The organism is Mesorhizobium sp. J8, assembly GCF_016591715.1.
Taxonomy (GTDB): domain Bacteria; phylum Pseudomonadota; class Alphaproteobacteria; order Rhizobiales; family Rhizobiaceae; genus Mesorhizobium.
This window is the reverse complement of record NZ_AP024109.1, coordinates 5,243,367-5,263,338: the sequence shown is the minus strand read 5'-3', so window position 1 is coordinate 5,263,338 and position 19,972 is coordinate 5,243,367. Positions and strand designations below refer to the sequence as shown.

At 63.9% G+C, this 19,972-nt stretch carries 20 protein-coding genes; 11 read left to right on the top strand and 9 right to left on the bottom strand.

Going from position 1 to position 19,972, the window contains the following annotated elements:
* Window positions 1-122 precede the first annotated feature (122 nt).
* Window positions 123-1,373: a hypothetical protein gene (locus MJ8_RS25215; RefSeq protein ID WP_412177129.1), complete on the bottom strand. Its 1,251-nt coding sequence runs from the start codon at window positions 1,371-1,373 to the stop codon at window positions 123-125.
* Window positions 1,374-1,503: 130 nt separating this feature from the next.
* Here MJ8_RS25215 and MJ8_RS25210 point away from each other — a divergent pair, with 130 nt between their 5' ends.
* On the top strand, window positions 1,504-2,547 hold the full coding sequence (locus tag MJ8_RS25210; protein WP_201411368.1) for a CapA family protein: 1,044 nt from the start codon (window positions 1,504-1,506) through the stop codon (window positions 2,545-2,547).
* 82 nt (window positions 2,548-2,629) lie between these two features.
* A complete protein-coding gene (locus tag MJ8_RS25205; protein ID WP_201411367.1) occupies window positions 2,630-3,601 on the top strand; it encodes a DUF3137 domain-containing protein in 972 nt (323 codons plus the stop codon).
* A gap of 3 nt (window positions 3,602-3,604) precedes the next feature.
* On the opposite strand, the gene MJ8_RS25200 is transcribed toward MJ8_RS25205, so the two are convergent.
* Window positions 3,605-4,087: a YegJ family protein gene (locus tag MJ8_RS25200; RefSeq protein WP_201411366.1), complete on the bottom strand. Its 483-nt coding sequence runs from the start codon at window positions 4,085-4,087 to the stop codon at window positions 3,605-3,607.
* 177 nt (window positions 4,088-4,264) lie between these two features.
* On the opposite strand from MJ8_RS25200, the gene MJ8_RS25195 reads away from it, so the two are divergent.
* The gene (locus MJ8_RS25195) at window positions 4,265-4,891 is read left to right on the top strand and encodes a hypothetical protein (RefSeq protein ID WP_201411365.1); all 627 of its coding nucleotides are present in this window, start codon (window positions 4,265-4,267) and stop codon (window positions 4,889-4,891) included.
* 143 nt (window positions 4,892-5,034) lie between these two features.
* Here MJ8_RS25195 and MJ8_RS25190 read toward each other — a convergent pair whose 3' ends face one another.
* Entirely contained in the window at window positions 5,035-5,550 is a 516-nt protein-coding gene (locus MJ8_RS25190; protein WP_201411364.1) for a hypothetical protein, read from the bottom strand.
* An 822-nt stretch (window positions 5,551-6,372) separates the two neighbouring features.
* Between MJ8_RS25190 and MJ8_RS25185 the strand changes: the two genes are divergently transcribed.
* On the top strand, window positions 6,373-7,311 hold the full coding sequence (locus MJ8_RS25185) for a diacylglycerol/lipid kinase family protein (RefSeq protein ID WP_201411363.1): 939 nt from the start codon (window positions 6,373-6,375) through the stop codon (window positions 7,309-7,311).
* A 114-nt stretch (window positions 7,312-7,425) separates the two neighbouring features.
* Here MJ8_RS25185 and MJ8_RS25180 read toward each other — a convergent pair whose 3' ends face one another.
* From MJ8_RS25180 to MJ8_RS25165, 4 genes are all read right to left on the bottom strand, one after another.
* A complete protein-coding gene (locus MJ8_RS25180) occupies window positions 7,426-8,406 on the bottom strand; it encodes an ankyrin repeat domain-containing protein (RefSeq protein WP_201411362.1) in 981 nt (326 codons plus the stop codon).
* Window positions 8,407-8,570: 164 nt separating this feature from the next.
* Window positions 8,571-9,482, bottom strand: coding sequence for an NAD(P)-dependent oxidoreductase (locus tag MJ8_RS25175; RefSeq protein ID WP_201411361.1), 912 nt, complete (start codon window positions 9,480-9,482; stop codon window positions 8,571-8,573).
* Complete coding sequence (locus MJ8_RS25170) at window positions 9,479-10,690, bottom strand: mandelate racemase/muconate lactonizing enzyme family protein (RefSeq protein ID WP_201411360.1); 1,212 nt, start codon at window positions 10,688-10,690, stop codon at window positions 9,479-9,481. The genes MJ8_RS25175 and MJ8_RS25170 overlap by 4 nt, the downstream gene beginning before the upstream one ends.
* The gene (locus MJ8_RS25165; RefSeq protein ID WP_201411359.1) at window positions 10,687-12,303 is read right to left on the bottom strand and encodes a GMC family oxidoreductase; all 1,617 of its coding nucleotides are present in this window, start codon (window positions 12,301-12,303) and stop codon (window positions 10,687-10,689) included. Before MJ8_RS25165 ends, MJ8_RS25170 begins: the two co-directional genes overlap by 4 nt.
* Window positions 12,304-12,491: 188 nt before the next feature.
* Between MJ8_RS25165 and MJ8_RS25160 the strand changes: the two genes are divergently transcribed.
* Window positions 12,492-12,887, top strand: a complete 396-nt coding sequence (locus tag MJ8_RS25160) for an acyl-CoA thioesterase (protein ID WP_042646168.1) — start codon at window positions 12,492-12,494, stop codon at window positions 12,885-12,887.
* A gap of 489 nt (window positions 12,888-13,376) precedes the next feature.
* On the opposite strand, the gene MJ8_RS25155 is transcribed toward MJ8_RS25160, so the two are convergent.
* A complete protein-coding gene (locus MJ8_RS25155; RefSeq protein ID WP_140754492.1) occupies window positions 13,377-13,745 on the bottom strand; it encodes a winged helix-turn-helix transcriptional regulator in 369 nt (122 codons plus the stop codon).
* 90 nt (window positions 13,746-13,835) lie between these two features.
* Here MJ8_RS25155 and MJ8_RS25150 point away from each other — a divergent pair, with 90 nt between their 5' ends.
* A complete protein-coding gene (locus tag MJ8_RS25150; RefSeq protein WP_201411358.1) occupies window positions 13,836-14,441 on the top strand; it encodes an NADPH-dependent FMN reductase in 606 nt (201 codons plus the stop codon).
* Between the two features lie 184 nt (window positions 14,442-14,625).
* Complete coding sequence (locus MJ8_RS25145; protein WP_201411357.1) at window positions 14,626-14,991, top strand: avidin/streptavidin family protein; 366 nt, start codon at window positions 14,626-14,628, stop codon at window positions 14,989-14,991.
* A gap of 112 nt (window positions 14,992-15,103) precedes the next feature.
* Here MJ8_RS25145 and MJ8_RS32590 read toward each other — a convergent pair whose 3' ends face one another.
* A complete protein-coding gene (locus MJ8_RS32590) occupies window positions 15,104-15,511 on the bottom strand; it encodes a winged helix-turn-helix transcriptional regulator (protein WP_201411356.1) in 408 nt (135 codons plus the stop codon).
* 98 nt (window positions 15,512-15,609) lie between these two features.
* Between MJ8_RS32590 and MJ8_RS25135 the strand changes: the two genes are divergently transcribed.
* From MJ8_RS25135 to MJ8_RS25120, 4 genes are all read left to right on the top strand, one after another.
* The gene (locus MJ8_RS25135; RefSeq protein WP_201411355.1) at window positions 15,610-16,590 is read left to right on the top strand and encodes a quinone oxidoreductase family protein; all 981 of its coding nucleotides are present in this window, start codon (window positions 15,610-15,612) and stop codon (window positions 16,588-16,590) included.
* Between the two features lie 148 nt (window positions 16,591-16,738).
* Complete coding sequence (locus MJ8_RS25130) at window positions 16,739-17,284, top strand: winged helix-turn-helix transcriptional regulator (RefSeq protein WP_201411354.1); 546 nt, start codon at window positions 16,739-16,741, stop codon at window positions 17,282-17,284.
* Window positions 17,281-18,375: an HlyD family secretion protein gene (locus tag MJ8_RS25125; RefSeq protein WP_201411353.1), complete on the top strand. Its 1,095-nt coding sequence runs from the start codon at window positions 17,281-17,283 to the stop codon at window positions 18,373-18,375. Before MJ8_RS25130 ends, MJ8_RS25125 begins: the two co-directional genes overlap by 4 nt.
* A 7-nt stretch (window positions 18,376-18,382) precedes the next feature.
* A complete protein-coding gene (locus MJ8_RS25120) occupies window positions 18,383-19,948 on the top strand; it encodes an MDR family MFS transporter (protein WP_201411352.1) in 1,566 nt (521 codons plus the stop codon).
* Window positions 19,949-19,972 lie beyond the last annotated feature (24 nt).

Genomic DNA, 19,972 nt, shown 5'->3' with positions numbered 1-19,972 from the left:
GACCGGGCGTCGAGGCTGCTGACAGAAGGCTGTCAGGAGAGGCGTCATGATCCGATGGGAAAGGCTAACGCCGACCAGGTTCCTCTCCTCCATGGTGACGAGGAACCCAAGATTTGCGGCCCTCAATTGAACCACAGCGCGAATGTCAAAAACCCTGCGCCGCCGAACTCGCGCTGGATCTGGTCGAAATCGTCGCTGGTGAGGATCTTGCCGCTTTCGAGATAGGGCGCGATGCCGGGGCCGGTGATCGACAGGACGAGGTCGAAAGGTTTCGGCTCGTCGAAGAAGCGCTTCATGTTGATGCCCCTGCCGGTAATGCGGAAATGCGGCAGCAGCACGCGGCCTTCGAGAAGATCCTCGGCCACGGTCAACGTGGCGAGCCAGGCCTGCACCTGCTCCTCGCCGACCTCGAGGCCGGTCAGCGGATTGACGCCTTTCTGCTGCGGTCCCGGCAGCCATTCGCGGTCGTTGTCGGTCTCGGCCAGGATCGCCTTCCAGTCCTCGCGCGACAGCCGGATCATCTCCAGCAGGTGGCGCCGCGCGGCCTGCCGGCGGTCCGGCTCGATCACCGGCCAGTTGACGAGATGCACCAGCGAGATGAAATCCGCGAAGCGCCATTCCGAGGCGAACATGTTGCCGCTCATGCCGCCGTCCAGCGGCACCAGCGCGTCCTGCAGCGGCAGCTTGGCGTGCGGGAACAGCATGTGGAAGGAGCCGTCGAAGGCGTTGCGGAAATCATGCGCCAGCCAGAAATCGGCCTGAGCCATCAGGAACTCGGCATAGCCTTGCAGCCAGAAACCGTCGGTGCGGTCGAAGCGGAAGGTGAGCGAAGGCGCGGCATTGCCCGTGTCGATGCTGCCGCGCGAGAGCGAGGCCATGATGGCGGCGAAGCTTTCGTCGGGTGCGATCGTGCCGTCTTCGTTGAGATCGATGCCGACGCGGGTGAGATCGACCACCATGCCGATGTCGGCGTTGGCCGGGACCGAGCCGAGCGTTGCGGCGGATTTCTCGAGCCGGTCGCGGAAGGCCACCAGGATGGCGCGGAATTCTTCGTAGGTCAGCGGCTGCGGGTTGGGATTGTCGGGCACGGGCAGCTGCATCAGCGGCAGCATGAAGGATTTCGGGCTCTCGAAACCGTGGCGATGCAGGCCGCCGGCGAGGAGCTCGAGCGCGGTGAAGAATTCGCCGGCGCCGGCCGCATAGGCCGAGGCCGGGTCCTTGGCGGCCGCCGCTTCCAATGTCGACAGCGCCGTGTTCCGCTCGGCCACGCTCCTCGCCTCGAACAAGGACTTGGCCGCGTCCGGCATTTCCGCCCAGGCAATGGACGCCGGCAGGACTGCAAACAAGGCTGCTGCAAGGATCGCTCTAAGCATCGTCATCGCCCTCCGCTGCCGGCGAGCATACACACATTTCGGTCGGCCCGAGAGCCCGCCGCAAGATCGCGGGGGAGCCGCTTCAACCGGCCCGCCAGACAGTCTACACAGGGCGAAAATGGATGGACCCGTGTCGAACTATCCGCTTGCCTACAAATTGTCGTGGCTGCCGCGCCTGCTGAGACCGTCGCTTGCCGGCGACCGCAACGGTTTCGCGGCACCTGCGGCGATGTTGCTCGATCCGCAGCCTGTGCGGAGGGTGCGGCTGGCCTTCGTCGGCGACATCTCCGCGGTCGCCAACCGCGATGCGCCGGAATGCGATCCGGCGATCACGACGCTGCTTTCCTCCGCCGATCTCGTGGTCGGCAATTGCGAAAGCCCGATCGTCGAGCGCGCACATGCGGCGATGGGCACGCGGCTCGGCACGCATCACGCGATGAGCGAGCGTTTCCTGGCCGATGCGCTCGCGGCCGCCGGCATCGCGCGCGACAGGCTGGTGCTGTCCCTAGCCAACAACCATGTGCTCGATCAGGGCATCGCCGGTTTCGAGGAAACGCTTGCGGCGCTGAACCGGCTCGGGATCCGCACCATCGGCACGCTTGCCGGCGGACCTGTCCAGCGTCATGCGGCCGGATCGTTGACGATCGGGCTCGCGGCCTTCACGCTCTGGCGCAACACGGATGCCGCGCCGTTCGAAGAACGCATCTCGATGCGTGCCGCCGAATGGCCGAGCGACACCGTTTCCGGCATCGACCTCACTTGCGCGGTGCCGCATTGGGACTGGGAGTTCCGGCATTTTCCACGGCCTGCGACCCGGGCGCTGGCGAGGCGGCTGACGGATCACGGCGTCCGGCTGGTCGTCGGGCATCACGCACATGTCGTGCAGCCCATCGAGCGCATCGGCGGCAGCGCGATCGCCTACGGCCTTGGCGATTTTCTCGGCACAGCCTTTGCCAGGCTGCCGTGGCCGGCACGTGTCGGCTCCATTTTCGTTGTCGATGTCAGCACCGATCCGGCCACGCGCGGCATGATCGCCGCCTACAAGATGCATTTCTTCATGCGCTTCGCCGATAAAGGCCATGAACGGCTGGTGCCGGCCGAGGCTCTGGACGGCGCGCTCAAGCAGCGGGCCGCGGCCCGGCTGGAGGCAATCTATCCCGCCTCGGAGACATAGCCGCCGACCGTCGCAAGCGCAGGCGACTTTCGCGTGAAAAGCGCTATCATGCGCCCATCTCAGCGGCGGCCGGGGGGGGGCCATGGAAGCAGCGGATTTCATGCCGAGCGAGGCGGTGATCGCGGGCATCAGGCGCGGCATCGAGGATTATGAGGCGAAACGGGCGTCGGCCCAGAGACAGGTCCGCTGGCGGGTGCCGGTGTTCGTCGGCCTGGTCGTCGTCTTCGTCGCGCTGACAGCCTGGCTGTTCAACGCCGCCGCCGATCCCCACGAACAATGGCTCTCGACGCCGCATGTCTTTCTCTATCTCGGCGGCATGGTCGCCGCGATGCTCGTCTATTTCCGGGCGCTAAGGCCGGCGACGCGGCTGCAGCAATCCTTCCGCGACACGCTGCTGCCGATGATCTTCGGCTTCGTGCGCGACGTGCGCTACCAGCATGGCGCGCGGCCAAACTCCTTCGACAGAATGCCGCGCGAAACGGTCGGCGCCTTCAACCGGCAGAGCTTCGACGACGTCATTTCCGGGCGTTACGAGGATTTTCCGTTCGAGCTTTACGAGGCGAAACTCTGGGAAGGATCCGGCAAGAGCGAGACGATCGCCTTCAAAGGCGTCATCGTGGCCTTCGAGACCATCGAGCCGTTCCCGGGAACGCTGGTTGCGGCGCGCAAGGCGGGCAAGGTGGCGCATTTCTTCCGCGGCATGTTCGCCTCAAAGATGCAGGAGCTGTCTTCCGGCGTCGAAGACCTCGACGACACTTATGAATTCCGCACCGACAATGTCGAGGCGGCGCGGCCGCTGGTGACCGGCCGGATGGCGCAGGCGCTGACCTGGCTGCGCGAGACATGGCCCTACGACCAGGCGCGGGTCGCGCTCAGCGGCAGCGACGGCTTTCTGTTGATGCCGCGGTCGAAGAACTTCTTCGAGCTTCCGGATATTGCGCAGCCGATCGATTACAACGCGCATGTCGCGCCGATGATCGCCGATCTCGGCGCGATGCTGGCAACGGCAGCGCTGGTGCGCAAGATCGGCGCGAGGGACGAGGTTGCCACATAGGCTTCAGCAGTCGAAGCCGTATTGGGTGCGCATATAGTCGGCCTCTTCCTTCGACATCTTCTTGAGCATTACGCAGACGGTGAAGCTGCCGACCTGATGACCGTTTTTGGTGTAGCCCCAATCGGAAATATCGTCCCGGGTGAATTCGATGTTCTGGCCGAGGACGACATTGCGGACGATTTCCGGCTCGTTCGCCAATGTGCCGACGAAGCCCGTCTCGGTCCGCTTGAAAGGGATGACCCAGAAATGCTCCGTCGCATCTCCATCGGCGATCATCACCTTGAGCTTGAACTTGCCGGTACCCGGCGGCGGAGTGTCGGACAAAGCCAGGAATTCATCGAGGCTCGACCGCGCCTTCTCGATCGCCGCCGCCATCTCGGCGTCGTCGGAGGCGATCATCATCGCCTTGTCGTCGCTTTGCGCGCGAGCATGCAAGGGAGCGAGCGCCAGCAGCAGGCATAGCGCGATACGAACGGCACTTGTCATGACCCCCCCGGTCAAGGCCAATATCCTCGCGCATTATCTTCGGGCAACGTGTCGGCTTTATCAATCAAGAACTGGCCCACGCCAATTGTCATCGGACAATGATAACGGAGCGCTTGGGCTGCTGAAACGAGGCCGCTATCGAACGCGGTAACCAGAACTGCGCGGAGAGTACAGGACATGCGACTGAGATTGGCGGCTGCGGCGTTCGCCGCGATCATGCTTTGCGCCGGACTTGCCCGTGCCGAGGACCCGAAGGCCTTCAAGCTGACCATCGACGGCGTGACCGTCGACATCGATCCCGGCGAGGATATCGACGTGAAGCTTCCCAGCGGCAAGACCAGCAAGGTAAGGCTCGAGCACAATGACTTCGTTACCTTCTCCGGCGGCACATTCTCCTTCGTCCATCCAAGCGATTATTCTGTCACCAAGACCGATCTCGGCGACGGCATCGCCCAGTACCTCATGGCTTCGGCGCTCGGCACCCTCGTCGTGGTGCAGAAATACGACAAGATGAACCCGGTCTCCCTCAACCAGCTGATGCTGCAGGAGATGACCAAGGAAACGATCCAGGCCGGCGGACGGCTGGCGCAGCAGCCGACGAGCCGCAAGCTCGCCGACGGCAAGGAACTGACGGGCCTCAAGGCCACCGTGAAGACGCGCACCGACAGGGCGGATTTCGAAATCGTCGGCTTCGGCACCGCCGATCAGGGGCTGCTCTTCATCACGCGCATCGGCGATCAGGACAATGCGACCGAGCAGCCGCTGATCGACAAGTTCTGGGAGACCCTGAAGATCAAACTGTGAGGCGTGTCGATATTCAGGTGAGGCCGGCCTGCCAAAGGCCGCTTCCTCCGCTCCCGGCGCTCACGTACACGCTCCGCTCCGGTTCTCGAAAGCCACCACGCTCGGCTCGGCCTGACCTGAATCTCAACACGCCTCGAGCCGGATCAAAGACCTGTCAATCCGGCAAGCCAGCTTGCCGAGCGCTTCGCCGCGTCCACCGTCGCGCCGGCGGCGCGGCTGAGATCGGTCTTGACCACGGCATAGCCGGCCTTGGTGCGGTAAAGCACCGCGCGCCCGCCATCGACCGATCTGTCGAAGGCGACCGGCTTCGCCGATTCCGTTTCGCCCGCGGTTACCGTTCCGCCGACCGGGACGCTCGGGCGATGGTCGAGCTCGGGCGGCAGCGGGGCGATGGTTTCGACGACGCGATTCCTGGGCGTCAGATCCGGCCGGGAGGCTTTCGCGGCAAGCTCGGAGGAAGAGGCCGAGCCCTTGACGCGGCAGATGCCTGAAACCAGCGGATAGTTGAAATTGCGCTGATGCAGCATCTGGCTCTTCATCGCCGCTTCGCAGTCGGCGATCGTCGCCCATTTGGCCGGCGTCTCGCCGATATATTCGCAGAGCTTCGCGTCGCAGTCGCAGCCGACGATGGTCATGGCGACAAGGGCGGTCTTGATCACGGTCTTGTCCCTTCGAAATCGCTCCCTTTCCCCACTTGCATCAATCCATGCCGAACAAGGCGGGATTTGGCCGCGATTGTGAAATGTGGATGACGGGACATTTCCGAAGGTTGCCTGGACGGTGACTGTGACCGAAATGCCTCAGGCAGGCTTGGTTACCCCCAAAAAGACAGTCGGCGCTGGGATTTCTCCCAGCGCCTCCCTGTCAGATCAGGAACCGGTTAAGGCAGCAACTTCCGTAAAGTCGTCGCGCCAGGCCGGCCTTGATTTTGACGGTCCTGCCAGTCGCCACCCGAGGGCAGCGCCCGTTCCAGACCACGCCGATCTCCACCCTTGCGAGCTTCGCCAGCGTGCCATCGAAGGTTTTTCCCGGCCTTCATGGCAGCATCGGTCCGCCGTCGGCGTTGGCACGCTTTCCGCGGCACCCGTAGGTCTCGGCATCCGTCCCTCCTGCAAGCGAACCTGCTTTCGTTTCGGGCCGTACGGGCCTCAGGAAATCCGCCTTGCGCTTTTGCCTTTCGGCTGGGGCGTTCAGTGGCCGCCTGAGATGGGTTGAATCTACGCCGGGTAAGCGGTTCGGGGAATGCCCGTGGCCCTGTGGATAGCGGGATTATCGGGGACCGCCGGCAAAAGCCCGGGAATTCGGCGGCCGAACCCCTTAGACAGCCTGCCCCGCTTTTTAGCGACCTTGGATGTTGGAGCCTTGCTCCGCCGATCCGTCCGCGTTTCAATGCCGGCAAAAGGATATGCGTCGGCAAGAGACTTTGGGCGCCAGCAGGTTCCGCCGCGCATTTTACGCGACGTGCCTCGGGGGAGGTCGGTTTGAAGGTCGGGGTGGTTCTCAATCCGATAGCCGGCGGCGGCCGGCTCAAGCGGCGCTGGGCCGAGGCGGCGGCGTCGCTCAAGGCCAATTTCGGCGGTTTCGACCTGCGTGAGACGCAAGCCGCCGGCGACGCCGAGCGGCTGGCGATCGACCTCGCCGCCGGCGGATGCGAACTGGTGATCGCGGCTGGCGGCGACGGCACCGCCAGCGAGGTGGCCGACGGGCTGCTGCAGGCGCGGGACGAGATCGGAAGGACGAGCGAGCTCGGGCTTCTGCCATGCGGCGCCGGCATCGATTTCGCGCGCGGGCTCGGCTTGCCGCGCGGCATCGACGCCACGCTGAAACTGATCGCCGATGCCAAGGCGCGGAAAGTCGACGCCGGGCGGGTCTGCTACATCGACGATCATGGCAAGCTGGCCAGCCGCCACTTCATCAACATCGCCAGCCTCGGCCTGTCCGGCGCGACGGATCGCGCCGTCAATGCCGACAAGCGCAAGGGCAGGGTCTCGACCAAGGCGCTGTTCTTCTGGCGCACGGTGCTCGAATTCGTCCGCTACCGCTTCCAGGACGTGAGGATCACCATCGACGATGGCGAGCCGGTCGAGGCGCGCATGGCGCTGGTGGCGGTCGCCAACGGCAAATTCTTCGGCGGCGGCATGATGATCGCGCCGGACGCCGAGCTGTCGGACGGACAATTCGACATCGTCATCGTGCGGGCCGCGAACAAGATCGGACTGATAAGAGACATCCGGCTGCTCTATGGCGGCCGCCACCGCAACCATCCGGCAATCACCATCCTGCGTGGGCGCAAGGTGCTGGTCGAGCCGCTGGGCGATGTCGAGAAGAATGGCGCGCTGGTCGATATAGACGGCGAGTCGCCTGGCCGGATTCCGGCGACGTTCGAGATCCTCCCCGGCGCGCTGACGCTGAGGTGTTGATGTTGCGGCCGATCTAGAGCAATTCCAGGAAAAGTGTGAGCGGTTTTCCGCCCGGAATTGCGTAAAAACAAGGAGCTAGAGCATTTCACCGTTTCCGTGAAACGGTGAAATGCTCTAGCGTTCGGTCTTGGTCTTCAGCAGTTCGACAATGCGCTGATCGGCCTTTGTCCGAACGGCTATATCGACGGGCCTTTCTCCGTCGCTGTCCGGAATGTCGGGATTAGCCCCCTTCTCAAGCAACCATTTTATGTAGGCAAACTGCTGGTCGCCGTTCGGCTGGCCCGGGTCGTTGCAAGAGGCGTTGGCGAGCAGCGTCTTTCCGTTCTCTACTCTGTTGATATCCATTCCATGATCTAGCATGAGCTGGGTTATTTCGATGTCCCGCCTATAGCCGGCGCCCGATACCGGCCCCCATCTTTGCCCATCATTTACTTCGAAGTCCGCTCCCTGGATCAGAGCTTGCCTCACGCCTTCCACATTCCCCCAAAAGGCATAGGTGCCAAGCATGGCCTTGGCGTTTGACCACTGAGGGGCGATGCCGTGCGCCTTGGCAGTTTTCACCCTCTCATAGTCCACAACCGCTTTTTGATACTGCGTGGAGCTTTTCAGTCTGGCCATGTAGGTGATTTTCTTCTTGTGCTTAGGCGAAAAGTTCTCGCCGCCGTAACCACCCCTTTCGCCACAACTCATTGCCCGGCATTGACCGGTCGGGTCATCCAGGCTGATGCCCTTGGACGTCGGAACGACATGCAGAACGCAGCCGTTGCCGTAGGTCGTGTCATAATAGGTGAGTTGCGCTCCGTTCCGCTCGGCTATGCCGTAGATGGAACAGCTGTGACCATTGTAGAACTGCAATGATGCCCTGAAATACAACGAATCCTTGTCGTACCGGACCAGCTCAAGAACATTTGTGGACTCATACTTCGTGCCGTCCACAAGGCCGTTGCTGAAGTTATGCCAATACATCCCCTCCAGCTTCCGCAAGTCCTTGAGGTGAGCGGAAGAATTGGCTCGCGTCTCCCCGCATAGGATGCCGCCAAGTCCGAGCAGGAGCAGAAACGCGAGTAGAGTTTTTCTCCTTCCGTGCGATTCCACCGCTAAACCCCTAAACCCACGAGTTGCCGCCTTGAGACACTGTAGCAGGCCAGATAGTGCCGCGTCAGGCGTGATCGCGATGCAGGCATAGGTACAAGCCGACCTCCCGAAAAGCCGGCAGGCGTCGAATGGATGTAACCTTCGGCTTCAGCCTGCTGTCAAAATTAGAGCCTGGCCGGAAAGCCCGGGGCGCGGAGCTCCGTGCCGACCGCATCCTCGAGCAGCTTGACGATCTTGGTCGACCAGGCATCGCCGCCATAGGCGCGCTTGCCCTCCTCGAAGATCGCGTTGACGCGTGTTGCCAGATCGAGCGGCGCACCGAAATCCCGGCCCATGGCGAGCGCGAAGCCAAGGTCCTTCAGCGCCAGGTCCATGGTGAAGCCGATGTCGTAGGAGCCGTTGAGCACGAGCTGGCTTTCGGTTTCGTGGACGAAGCTGTTGCCGGAAGAGGCGACAATGGCGTGATAGGCTTGCGCGAGGTCGAGCCCGCCTTGCTTGGCGAGCATCAGCGCTTCGCCCGCGGCGACGAGATGGATGAAGGCGAGCATGTTGGTGATGACCTTGATCACCGCCGCCGCGCCGACGGGACCCATCAGGAAGGACTTCGCGCACATCGCCTCTAAGGCCGGGCGGTGCCGCTCATAGAGCGCGGCGTCGCCGCCAACGAGCGCGGTGATCTTGCCCACCGCGGCCAGATGCACGCCGCCGGTCACCGGGCATTCAAGCGTCTCGATGCCTTTGGCCGAGGCGAGGGCCGCCAGCCGCAGGATATCGTCGCGGCCATTGGTCGACATCTCGATCCAGGCGCCGCCCGCCGGCAGGCCCTGGAGCAATCCGTCCGGGCCGGCGAGCACCGCTTCGCTGACCTTCGGCGAGGGGAGGCATGAGATGGCATTGCCAGCCCGGGCGGCGGCTTCGGCCGGGCTCGCCGCCGCCGAGGCACCGAGCGCGACGAGGCGCTCGACCGCCGCCGGATCGCGGTCGAAGACGGTGACGGCAAAGCCGTTGCGCAGCAGGGCGGCGGCGAGGTTACCACCAAGATGGCCAAGGCCGATGAAGGCGTAAGCGAGGCTCACGGCATCAGCGGCGTCTGCATCATCTGCAGATGCAGGTCCTTGCCGCTATAGGGATGCGCGTCGCAGACCGCCTCGTCGAGCTCGACGCCGAGGCCAGGCTCCTTCGAAGGGATGACGTTGCCGTCCTGCCATTCGATCTTCTTCTTGAGCAGTTTTTCGTGAAAACCGTCCCACTGCTTGAGCGATTCCAGGATGAGGAAGTTGGGCAGCGTCACCGCGAGCTGGATGTTTGCGGCGCCGACGATCGGGCCGCAATAACAATGCGGCGCCACCTGGATGTGATAGGCCTCGGCCATGGCGGCGATCTTCTTGGTTTCCAGTATACCGCCGGAGCGGCCGAGATCGGGCTGCAGGATGGTCGCGGCGCGGTTCTCGATGACGCGGGCGAACTCGAACTTGGTCGTCAGCCGCTCGCCGGTGGCGATCGGGATCGAGGTGCCGCGGGCGACCTCAGCCATCACCTCGGGCATATCCGGCGGCACCGGCTCCTCGAACCAAAGCGGGTCGTAAGGCTCGATGGCTCGGGCAAGACGCAATGCCCCGGAGGCGGTGAACTGGCCATGCGTACCAAACAGGATATCCGCCCTGTTGCCGACCGCCTCGCGGATCGCCTTGATCATGCGCGCCGAGAGGTCGATGTCGATCAAGCGCGGCTGGTGGCCGTCATAGGCGGTGTAAGGGCCGGCCGGGTCGAGCTTCACGGCGTTGAAGCCCTGCTCGACATATTCGAGCGCGCAGGCGGCGGCCATGCCGGGGTCGTTGTAGACATTCTGGCCGCGCGCGTCCTCCGAATGGACGCTGCCGGTGTGCGGATAGAGATAGGTGTAGGAGCGCAGCGTCTCATGCACCTGGCCGCCGAGCAGCTTGTAGATCGGCTTGCCGGCCTCCTTGCCGATGATGTCCCAGCAGGCCATTTCCAGCGCCGAGAAGCAGCCCATGCCGGAGACGTCGGGACGCTGGGTGAAGCCGGAGGAATAGGCGCGGCGGAAGAAGTTCTCGATATCGTGCGGATCGCGGCCGACGAGATAGCGTTCGGCCATGTCCTCGATCATCCTGGCGGTGACATGCGCCGAGAAGGTGGCGTTGTAGGCCTCGCCATAGCCGACCACGCCTCCGTCGGTGGTGAGCTTGACGAAGATGAAATACTTGCCGCCGATGCCGGGCGGCGGGTTGCCGACAACCCAGGTCTTGACGTCGGTGATTTTCATTTGTGGTCCTCCAGAACCAGATCGGCGCCTTTCCATCCGGTGAGGATCGAGGCGGCGTTGGTGTTGCCCGTGATGTTGTCGGGGAAAATCGACGCGTCGATGACACGCAGGCCCTCCAGCCCATGCACCCGAAGCCGCGGGTCGACGACGGCGCGCGAAGCGTCCGGACCCATGCGGCAGGTCGAGACGGGATGGTAGACCGTACCCGAACGCTTCCTGAAATCCTGAATCAGATCGGCATCGGAAGTGATTGACGGACCAGGCAAAACCTCTTCCTCGATGATCTCGGCCATGGCCGGCATCGCCGCGATCCTGCGCACGAACTTCACCGCCGCCAGCATCTCGTCGACATCGGCATTGGTCGAATAGGCGTTGGCCCTGATCCTCGGATAGTCGTGCGGATTCCTCGAACGGATCATGATCTCGCCGCGGCTCGAAGGGCGGCAGTTGGAGAGACCGATCGAGAAGCCCGGCCATGGGTCGGGCGTCAGGATCGGACGCTCGCCGCTCTTCGGTATGACGGTCGAGAAGGCCTGGAAATAAAGCTGCATGTTCGGCCGCGCCATCGACGGATCGGTGCGGAAGAAGCCGCCGGCATTGTTCATCGACAGCGACAGCGGACCGGAGCGCAAGAGGATGTATTGCATGCCGACCAGAAGCTTGCCCCACCATGGCCGCAGGATCTGGTTCAGCGTCGGCAGCTTGCCCTTGAAGGTATAGTTGATGCCGACATGGTCCTGCAGATTGGCGCCGACATTGTCGTTGGCATGGACCACCGGGATGCCGAGATCGCCGAGGAGCGCGGCGGGGCCTACGCCGGAGAGCTGCAGCAATTGCGGCGAGTTGATCGAGCCGCCGGAGAGGATCACCTCGCGGCCGGCGCGGACAGTTTTCCGCTCGCCGTTCTGCTCATATTCGACGCCGACGGCGCGCTTACCCTCGAACAGGATTCTTGTCGCCAGCGCGTTGGTCTCGACGCGAACGTTGCCGCGCTTCATCGCCGGCCGCAGGAAGGCTCGGGCAGCGGACATGCGGCGGCCGTTCTTGGTCGTGATCTGGTAGACGCCGACGCCTTCCTGGGAGGCGCCGTTGAAGTCGGGATTGAAAGGCAGCCCGGCCTGCTGCGCAGCCGCGAGATAGCGCTTGGTCAGCGGGTGCACCGCGCGCGAACAATTGGTGACGTGCAAGGGTCCGCCGACGCCGCGCCATTGGTCGGCGCCGGCTGCATTATCCTCCATCGCCTTGAAGGAGGGCAGGAGGTCGTCATAGCTCCAGCCGGGATTGCCGGCAGCCGCCCAAGCGTCGAAATCCTCGCGCGCGCCGCGGATGAAGACCATGGCGTTGATCGAGCTGGAGCCGCCGAGCAATTTGCCGCGCGGCCAATGGTCGGCATTGCCGGCGAGACCTGGGTCCGGCTCGGCCTTGTAATTCCAGTTGACGGCCGGATCGAAGAAAGTCTTGCCGTAGCCGAGCGGCATCTGGACATAGAAGCGTCGGTCGGTTCCGCCGGCTTCCAGCACCAGCACCGAGAAGCGGCCTGAAGCCGACAATTTGTCGGCAACGACCGAACCGGCCGAGCCGGAGCCGACGACGATGAAATCATAAGTCTGCATGATAAGCGGGCGCGCTCCGAAATCCGCACCTAGCCTAGACATTGCCGGTTCACGTCGTCGCCGGACCTTCCGGCATGGCTTGTGAAAAAAGCGACCGGCGCGCTGACGCGCATTTCGCTTTCGCCGGAGCTTGCGACATCGTGGTCGCATTGCTACGCAACAGCAACTGACCTCGTAAGGATTTCGCCATGGTGCATTATGCGGACGGAAAACCCCTCGGCGATCTTACCTTGAGGACGCTTGCCATGCCGTCCGACGCCAATGCGGCCGGCGACATTTTCGGCGGCTGGGTGATGGCGCAGATGGACCTTGCTTGCGGTATCCGCGCCGCCGAGCGCGCCAAGGGGCGGGTGGTCACCGCGGCGGTGAAGGAAATGTCTTTCGCCAAGCCGATGAAGATCGGCGACACGCTCTGCATCTACACCCATGTCGAGCGCGTCGGCCGCACCTCCATGGTGCTCAAGGTCGAGGCCTGGGCGCAGCGCTACCTTTCCGACCTGATGGAAAAGGTCACCCATGCCGATTTCGTCATGGTGGCGCTCGATGGCGAGGGCAAGCCGAAGCCGGTTCCGGCCGAGAGCTGACAGGCTCCGATTCCCCCAAGCCCGCCCTTTGTAACAACGCCCGCGCGGAAGATGCGCTTCGCGACATCCATTGGTTGCCTTCGCGCCCCAGTTTGAGGTCGCGAGGGGGAAAACAATGCGTCAACACATGCTGAACGGCTGGCTCGTGGCGGCCCTTATCGCTCTCGCCTGCCTGCTTGGCATAACGGCCTACACGGAGGTCAGCAAAGATCTTCCACGCGTCGCCTGCATGAGGGATCCGAAGGCGATCGAGAAGAAGGCCGCGCGGCCGGAGGATTGCTTGACGGTATGCTGCGGCGGTACCACTCCAAGCGCCTGATCGGTGGCCGGCTAAAAACAGACTTCTTTGTCGAGGGCGGCTGCGCGGCGACACCTGCCTGGCTGACCGCGGGGCCGTGGCCGGTCCGGCCAAAACCGGAAAGTACGACAGGCCGACGCCGAGTCGCTCGGCTCATCCAATGGTTCAAAAACCTTTGAATTACAGCGGTTTCAGCCTTGCCTGCTGTCGAATTTCGCGCGCGCCTCGCGGACCCGATTTGTGTTCTTGCGCGCCCATTCGCCGAGCGCACCGACCGGCACGAGCAACTCGTGGCCGAGTTCGGTCAGCTCGTAATCGACACGTGGCGGAATGGTCGGAAACACTTTTCGCGTGACGAAGCCGTCGCGCTCCAGTCCGCGCAGGGTGGTGGTCAGCATCTTTTGCGAAATGCCGCCGACGGCGGCGCGCAATTCGTTGAAGCGCATCGCGCCGTCGCCCAGCTTGCCGACCACGAGCACGGTCCATTTGTCGCCGACCCGTTGCAGGATTTCCGACACGGCACGGCAGTCCTCGGTGATATGCGGGTGCCTCAGTAACAAAAACGTGCCTCCTTGCGCGCCGATTTGTCAGTATCACATATAGCGCCGGTATCCAAACGATACCAGAAATTCCCGCAAGGAGAGCCCCTTATGTCCAAGCCCAAAATCGCCATCGTCGTCGGTTCGACGCGCGCCGCCCGCTTCGCCGACGTGCCGACGCAGTGGATCGCCAAGATCGCCAAGTCGCATGCCGATATCGACGTCGAGATCGTCGACCTGCGCGACTGGCCGCTGCCCTTCTTCGACGAAGTCGCTTCCTCCGCCTGGGCGCCATCGCAGAACGAGGTGGCGCAGCGCTGGCAGAAGAAGGTCGCCGAGTTCGACGGCTTCATCTTCACCGCCGCCGAATACAATCACGCGCCGACCGGTGTTTTGAAGAACGCCATCGATTACGCCGCCAATGAATGGAACAAGAAGCCGGCCGGCTTCGTCGGCTACGGTTCGGTCGGCGGCGCGCGCGCGGTTGAACAGCTCCGCCTGATCGCCGTCGAGCTGCAGATGGCTCCCGTCAAGTCGGCCGTCCATATCGCCTGGGGCGATTTCCTTGCGGTCCGCCAGGGCGAGAAGAAGCTCGAGGACATCGAGCATCTGAACCAGGCCGCAGCCGCGCTGATCAACGACGTCGCCTGGTGGGCGAAGGTGCTGAAGGCTGCGCGCGCCGCCGACGCTATCACCGGCGAAGCCCAGGCCGCTTAAAGAGCCTGCGTTAACCATCCTCCCGAAGGGCGGCGCTTGCGCCGCCCTTTTTAGTTTACCGAGGCCTCGGTGGCCGCTGCCCTGCTTGGTCCCGACCACGTCTTAGCGGTCACTTGATCGCCTAGAACGGCGCGTTAGATCAAGTCCGAATCCGGTGAAGACGGTTTAGTCACGGAGCAGCGTAATGCCTTGGCTTGGCAGATGGCGCAATCAGTATGGGTCCGTCCTTGAAATAACCGGCGAGGAGGGCGGCCGGATCGAAGGCACGTTTCGCACTGCGCTCGAAGACAGCAGCTTCTATGGACGGACGGTGCCGATATATGGGATCGCGCATGGCGATGTGATTGGAGTAACGGCCGCCGGCGAGGGTACGGCCGGCCCCGCCGCGGTGAGCTACACCGGCATATTGCGGGACGGCAAACTGGCGACGATGTGGCTGACGGTGGCGGGCAGCATCATCACCGGTAAGGAGGGCGAAACCGCTTCCCGCAAGCAGGTAGGAACCTGGCGTGCCTTTGGCACCAGTCTCGACACCTTCGTCCGAGAATAGCCGATCAGCCAGCAGGCACTAGGCGCCTTTGCTTCGCGCTCCAGTATCTCGTCTTTTTGGCAGTGCTTGGCGATCAGGCTGACCTACGCCGAGCCATCGCTTGCGCCCCTTTTTAGTTTACCGAAGCCTCGGTGGCCTGCCTTGGCCTGATGATGCAGTCGGCAAGATGCGCCCGCTCGTCCAGCGCGTCGGCATGGTGCTGGCCCCACCGGCAGAGCGCCAGCAGGATCGGCTCGAGGCTGAGGCCGAGCGGCGTCGCTGAATATTCGACGCGCGCCGGAATTTCCGCGAAGATCTTGCGGCTGACCAGGCCGTGCTCCTCCATCTCGCGCAACTGGTCGATCAGCACCTTCTGGGTGACGCCGGGTATCAGGGCTTTAAGCGCCGACAGCCGGCGCGGACCGTCGAAGAGATAATAGAGGATCACCACTTTCCAGCGGCCCGAGATCACCTTCAGCGCGCGTTCTACGGGAAGCATCGGCAGTCGCTTGATCGTGCGTCCTTTGGTGATTTGGGCCATGGTCACCTCCTGGTGTGCAGCGGACGAATCCGTGTGTAGCGGCGACTGCGCAGATAGTGGCAAAGACCGGCCGGTGCCATAGCGATCGGAGCCTTGCCATGAAAACCATCCAGTTCAACCGTTTCGGCGGTCCGGACGTGCTGGAGGTCGTCGACGTGCCAACGCCCGTCGCGGCAGCCGGCGAGGTTCTGGTCAAGGTGGAAGCGGCCGGCATCAACTTCTTCGAAGTGCTGATGCGCGCGGATCGCTACGCGGTCACGCCAGCCCTGCCGGCATTCCCCGGCGTCGAAGTTGCCGGCACGGTCGAGGCGGTCGGCGAGGGTGTCGATCCAGGCCTGTTCGGACGCCGCGTGGCGGCGCCGCTGTTCGGATCGGCCCGGCCATTCGGCGGCTATGCCGACCATGTGACGATCGACGCCGGCCTCATCGTGCCGCTGCCGGATGCGCTTTCGTTTGAAGATGCGGCCGCCCTGATGGTGCAGGGGCTGACCGCCTTGCATCTCACGCGGCAAAGTCCTCCGGCCGGCAGGACGGTGCTGGTTCCCGCGGCCGCCGGAGGCGTCGGTTCGCTGCTGGTCCAATTGGCCAAAGGGCAGGGTGCGCGTCGCGTCGTCGCGCTGGCCGGCGGGGCCGCCAAGCGCGATTTCGTTCTCGCGCTCGGTGCCGATGTTGCGATCGACTCCAGCGCGGCGGACTGGCCGGCGCGAATCTGCGAAGCGAGCGACGGCTTGGGCGCCGAAATCGTCTACGACACCGTCGGCGGTGCGTTGACCCAGCAGGTTCTCGACGCCCTGGCGCCCGGCGGCGAACTGGTGTTCGCGGCGCTCGGCCGGTTTCAATTGTCGGCGTCGGACCTCGAAGCGATGATCGGCCGCAATCAAGCGCTCAGGGGGTTTGCTCTGCTGCCGCTCTTGTCCGCGGATAGTCTCGGGGCAAGTCTAGGCGAGTTATTTGAGCTGGCGTCCAGCGGCCGGCTGAAGGTGGCGATCGGCGGCCGCTTTCCGCTGCATCAGGCAGGCGAGGCGCATCGATTGCTGGAGGAGCGCCGTGCCATAGGCAAGGTGGTGCTGCTGCCCTGACCGCCGTCGCCGGCTGCCGCTTTCCCAACTCGTTGCCGCCGCTCACGACTTTGTGTCGGCCGGACCCTGAGACACGCCTCAGGAGTAACTTGCATTATGCAACTAACTTCGCTATTTGTGACTTGCATCTTGAAAGTGAGTCGCGAGAATGGTTGCCAGGACAAGCTTCGAAACGCGCCCATGTCCCATCGCACGCAGCCTCGATGAGGTCGGCGAGTGGTGGAGTATCCTGTTGCTGCGCGACGCGTTCCAGGGCCTCACGCGCTTCGATCAATTCCAGAAGAGCCTGGATATCGCGCCCAACATCCTGACCCGGCGGCTGAACAGCCTGGTCGAGCGCGGGCTGTTCGAGAAGCGCGCTTACTGCGAACGGCCGCTTCGCCATGAATATGTGCTGACCGCCAAGGCCCGCGATTTCCGACCGGTGCTGCTTACGCTGCTTGCCTGGGGCAACAGGCATCTGGCGCCCGAAGGCCCGAGCCTTGTCGTGGTGGACACGGCGGACGGGCGCTGGGCCGATCCGGTTCTGGTCGACCGCGAGACAGGCAGGGAGCTCGACAGCGGCGGCTTCACCATGGCGACCGGGCCTAAGGCCAGCGACCGCATGCGGCAACGCTACCGCTTCAGCAGCGAGGGCTCGGGCCTGCCGCTGGTCGAGAACAAGCTGAGCCAGGAAGAGGCGAAAAGCAGATGAACAAGGCTCTCTCCCCGGCCGAATTGCAGGCCACGGCCGTCGATGTCCCGAAGCCGGTCAGGAAGCGTCGCAAGCCATTGCTGGCCGGCGCCGCGCTGATCGCGATCGCTGCCGCCGGATGGTATGGCGTCCAGTGGTGGCAGGCCAACCGCTTCATGGTGACGACCGATGATGCCTATGTCGGCGGCAATGTCACGCCGCTGGCGCCGCGCGTCGCAGGCCATATCGACCAGGTGCTTGTCGAGGACAACCAGCATGTCACCGCCGGCCAACCCATCATCCGTATCGATGACAGACCCTTCAAGGCGGCATTGGAGCGTGCGCGGGCATCGGTGCAACAGAAGCAGTCGGCGCTCGACAATCTGCGCGCCCAGGTGTCGCTGCAGAACTCGCTGATCGAGCAGGCCAGCGCCGACCTCGAGGCCAAGAGCGCCGCGGCGGCGTTCACCGCGCAGGACGCCAAGCGCTACGCGGTTCTTGCCAGCGCCAAGACCGGCTCGCAGCAGGATGCGCAGAAGAGCGCCGCGGCCGATGGCCAGGCGCAGGCATCTGTCGCCGCCGCGCGGGCGGCGCTTGCGGCGTCGAGACAGCAGCTCGACGTCCTCAACACTCAGATTTCGGAAGCCACCGCGGAAGCCGCGGCCGCCAAGGCGGATCTCGACACCGCGCAACTCGACCTCGGCTTCACGGAAATCCGCTCTCCGATCGACGGCATCGTCGGCAATAGGCTGGCTCAGGTCGGCACCTATGTCTCGCCGGGCAGCTATCTGCTGACCATCGTTCCTGCTTCGGGCCTGTGGGTCGACGCCAATTTCAAGGAAGACCAGCTGCGCGCGATGGCCGACGGCCAGACCGCGACGGTCTATGCCGATATCGCTCCCGACCAGCCGCTCAAGGGCCATGTCACCAGCCTGGGGCCGGCCACCGGAGCGATCTTCAGCGTCATCCCCCCGCAGAATGCGACCGGCAATTTCACCAAGATCGTGCAGCGTGTGCCGGTCAGGATCACCATCGACGCCGACCAGGGCGGTAAAGTCGTCCTGCGGCCCGGCCTGTCGACTGTGGTCACGGTCGATACCGGATCGCGCTGAGGGCGCCATGTCAGCGCCGGCCGCACCGCAGCAATCCTTCCTCGCCAGCATCGTGCCGTTCATGGTGATGTGCGTGGGGATGTTCATCGCGCTGCTCGACATCCAGATCGTCGCCTCCTCGCTGCAGGATATCGGCGGCGGCTTGTCGGCGGCGCAGGACCAGATCGGCTGGGTGCAGACCTCCTATCTGGTGGCGGAGATCATCGTCATCCCGCTCTCCGGCTGGCTCACCCGCGTCTTCTCGACCAGATGGCTCTTCACCATCTCGGCGGCGGGTTTCACTTTGGCCAGCATGCTGTGCGGCTTCGCCTGGAACATTGAAAGCATGATCGTTTTCCGGGCGCTGCAGGGGCTGCTCGGCGCTTCGATGATCCCGACGGTGTTCACCTCGTCCTTCCATTATTTCCAGGGCCCGCGGCGCGTCTATGCCGCGGCGGTCGTCGGCAGCATCGCCTCGATCGCGCCGACGCTCGGCCCCGTCATCGGCGGCTGGATCACCGACACCTTGAACTGGCATTGGCTGTTCTATGTGAACGTCGTCCCCGGCGCGCTCATCACGGTCCTGGTCGCGCTGCTGGTCAGGATCGACAAGGCCGATCCGTCCTTGCTGAAGGGCGCGGACTATATCGGCATGGCGTTGATGGCGGTCAGTCTGGGTACGGCGGAATACGTCCTTGAGGAGGGCTCGCGCTGGAACTGGTTCGACGACGCCACGATCCGCAACGGCGCCGTCGTCGCCGTGGTGACGCTCGTCCTGTTCGTCGTCCGCAGCCTGACCTATGCGCAGCCGGTGGTCGACTTCCGCGCCTTCGGCAACCGCAACTTCGCCATCGGCTGCTTCCTGTCCTTCATCACCGGCATCGGCATCTTCGCCACGATCTACCTGACGCCGCTGTTCCTCGGCTATGTGCGCGGCTATAACGCGCTCGAGACGGGGCTGGCTGTGTTTTCCACCGGCGTCGCCTCGATGGTGGGCGTTCCGGTCTACATCTTCCTCGCCAAGCGCTTCGACACGCGCTGGCTGATGATGTTCGGGCTGGCCTCCTTCGGCGCCTCGATGTGGAGCTTCAGCGCGATCACCAGCCAGTGGGGCTCGGCCGAGCTTCTCATCCCGCAAGTTCTCCGCGGCTTCCCGCAGGTCTTCGCCGTGGCGCCCAGCGTCAATCTCGGCCTCGGCAGCCTGCCGCCGGACCGGCTGAAATATGCCAGCGGCCTGTTCAACACCATGCGCAATCTGGGCGGCGCGGTCGGCATCGCGATCTGCGGCGCGATCCTCAACAACCGCACCAATTTCCACTTCCTGACGATCGCCTCGCATCTGACGCCACAGAACGAAGGGGCCATGCGTCTGGTCCACAATGTGGCGCAGCGCTATGGCCAACTGCCCGGCGCCATCGACGACGGCCACGCCGCCGCGCTGAAACAGCTCTGGCAGCTCACCTATCGCGAGGCTTCGACGATGGCCTATGCGGATGCGTTCCTGGTCATCATGGCGGCTTTCGTCATCGCCACGGCGCTGGTGCCGTTCCTGCGCAACGTGACGCCGAAGGCGCCGCCGCCGGATGCGCATTGATCGGTGCCCGCAGTGGTCGGTTCG

Excerpts from the sequence above, each read along its gene's own strand:
- MJ8_RS25215 (WP_412177129.1), bottom strand. The coding sequence starts at position 1,373 with ATGCTTAGAGCGATCCTTGCAGCAGCCTTGTTTGCAGTCCTGCCGGCG.
- MJ8_RS25205 (WP_201411367.1), top strand. The coding sequence starts at position 2,630 with ATGGAAGCAGCGGATTTCATGCCGAGCGAGGCGGTGATCGCGGGCATC.
- MJ8_RS25200 (WP_201411366.1), bottom strand. The coding sequence starts at position 4,087 with ATGACAAGTGCCGTTCGTATCGCGCTATGCCTGCTGCTGGCGCTCGCT.
- MJ8_RS25195 (WP_201411365.1), top strand. The coding sequence starts at position 4,265 with ATGCGACTGAGATTGGCGGCTGCGGCGTTCGCCGCGATCATGCTTTGC.
- MJ8_RS25170 (WP_201411360.1), bottom strand. The coding sequence starts at position 10,690 with ATGAAAATCACCGACGTCAAGACCTGGGTTGTCGGCAACCCGCCGCCC.
- MJ8_RS25165 (WP_201411359.1), bottom strand. The coding sequence starts at position 12,303 with ATGCAGACTTATGATTTCATCGTCGTCGGCTCCGGCTCGGCCGGTTCG.
- MJ8_RS25160 (WP_042646168.1), top strand. The coding sequence starts at position 12,492 with ATGGTGCATTATGCGGACGGAAAACCCCTCGGCGATCTTACCTTGAGG.
- MJ8_RS25150 (WP_201411358.1), top strand. The coding sequence starts at position 13,836 with ATGTCCAAGCCCAAAATCGCCATCGTCGTCGGTTCGACGCGCGCCGCC.
- MJ8_RS25145 (WP_201411357.1), top strand. The coding sequence starts at position 14,626 with ATGCCTTGGCTTGGCAGATGGCGCAATCAGTATGGGTCCGTCCTTGAA.
- MJ8_RS32590 (WP_201411356.1), bottom strand. The coding sequence starts at position 15,511 with ATGGCCCAAATCACCAAAGGACGCACGATCAAGCGACTGCCGATGCTT.
- MJ8_RS25135 (WP_201411355.1), top strand. The coding sequence starts at position 15,610 with ATGAAAACCATCCAGTTCAACCGTTTCGGCGGTCCGGACGTGCTGGAG.
- MJ8_RS25130 (WP_201411354.1), top strand. The coding sequence starts at position 16,739 with ATGGTTGCCAGGACAAGCTTCGAAACGCGCCCATGTCCCATCGCACGC.
- MJ8_RS25125 (WP_201411353.1), top strand. The coding sequence starts at position 17,281 with ATGAACAAGGCTCTCTCCCCGGCCGAATTGCAGGCCACGGCCGTCGAT.
- MJ8_RS25120 (WP_201411352.1), top strand. The coding sequence starts at position 18,383 with ATGTCAGCGCCGGCCGCACCGCAGCAATCCTTCCTCGCCAGCATCGTG.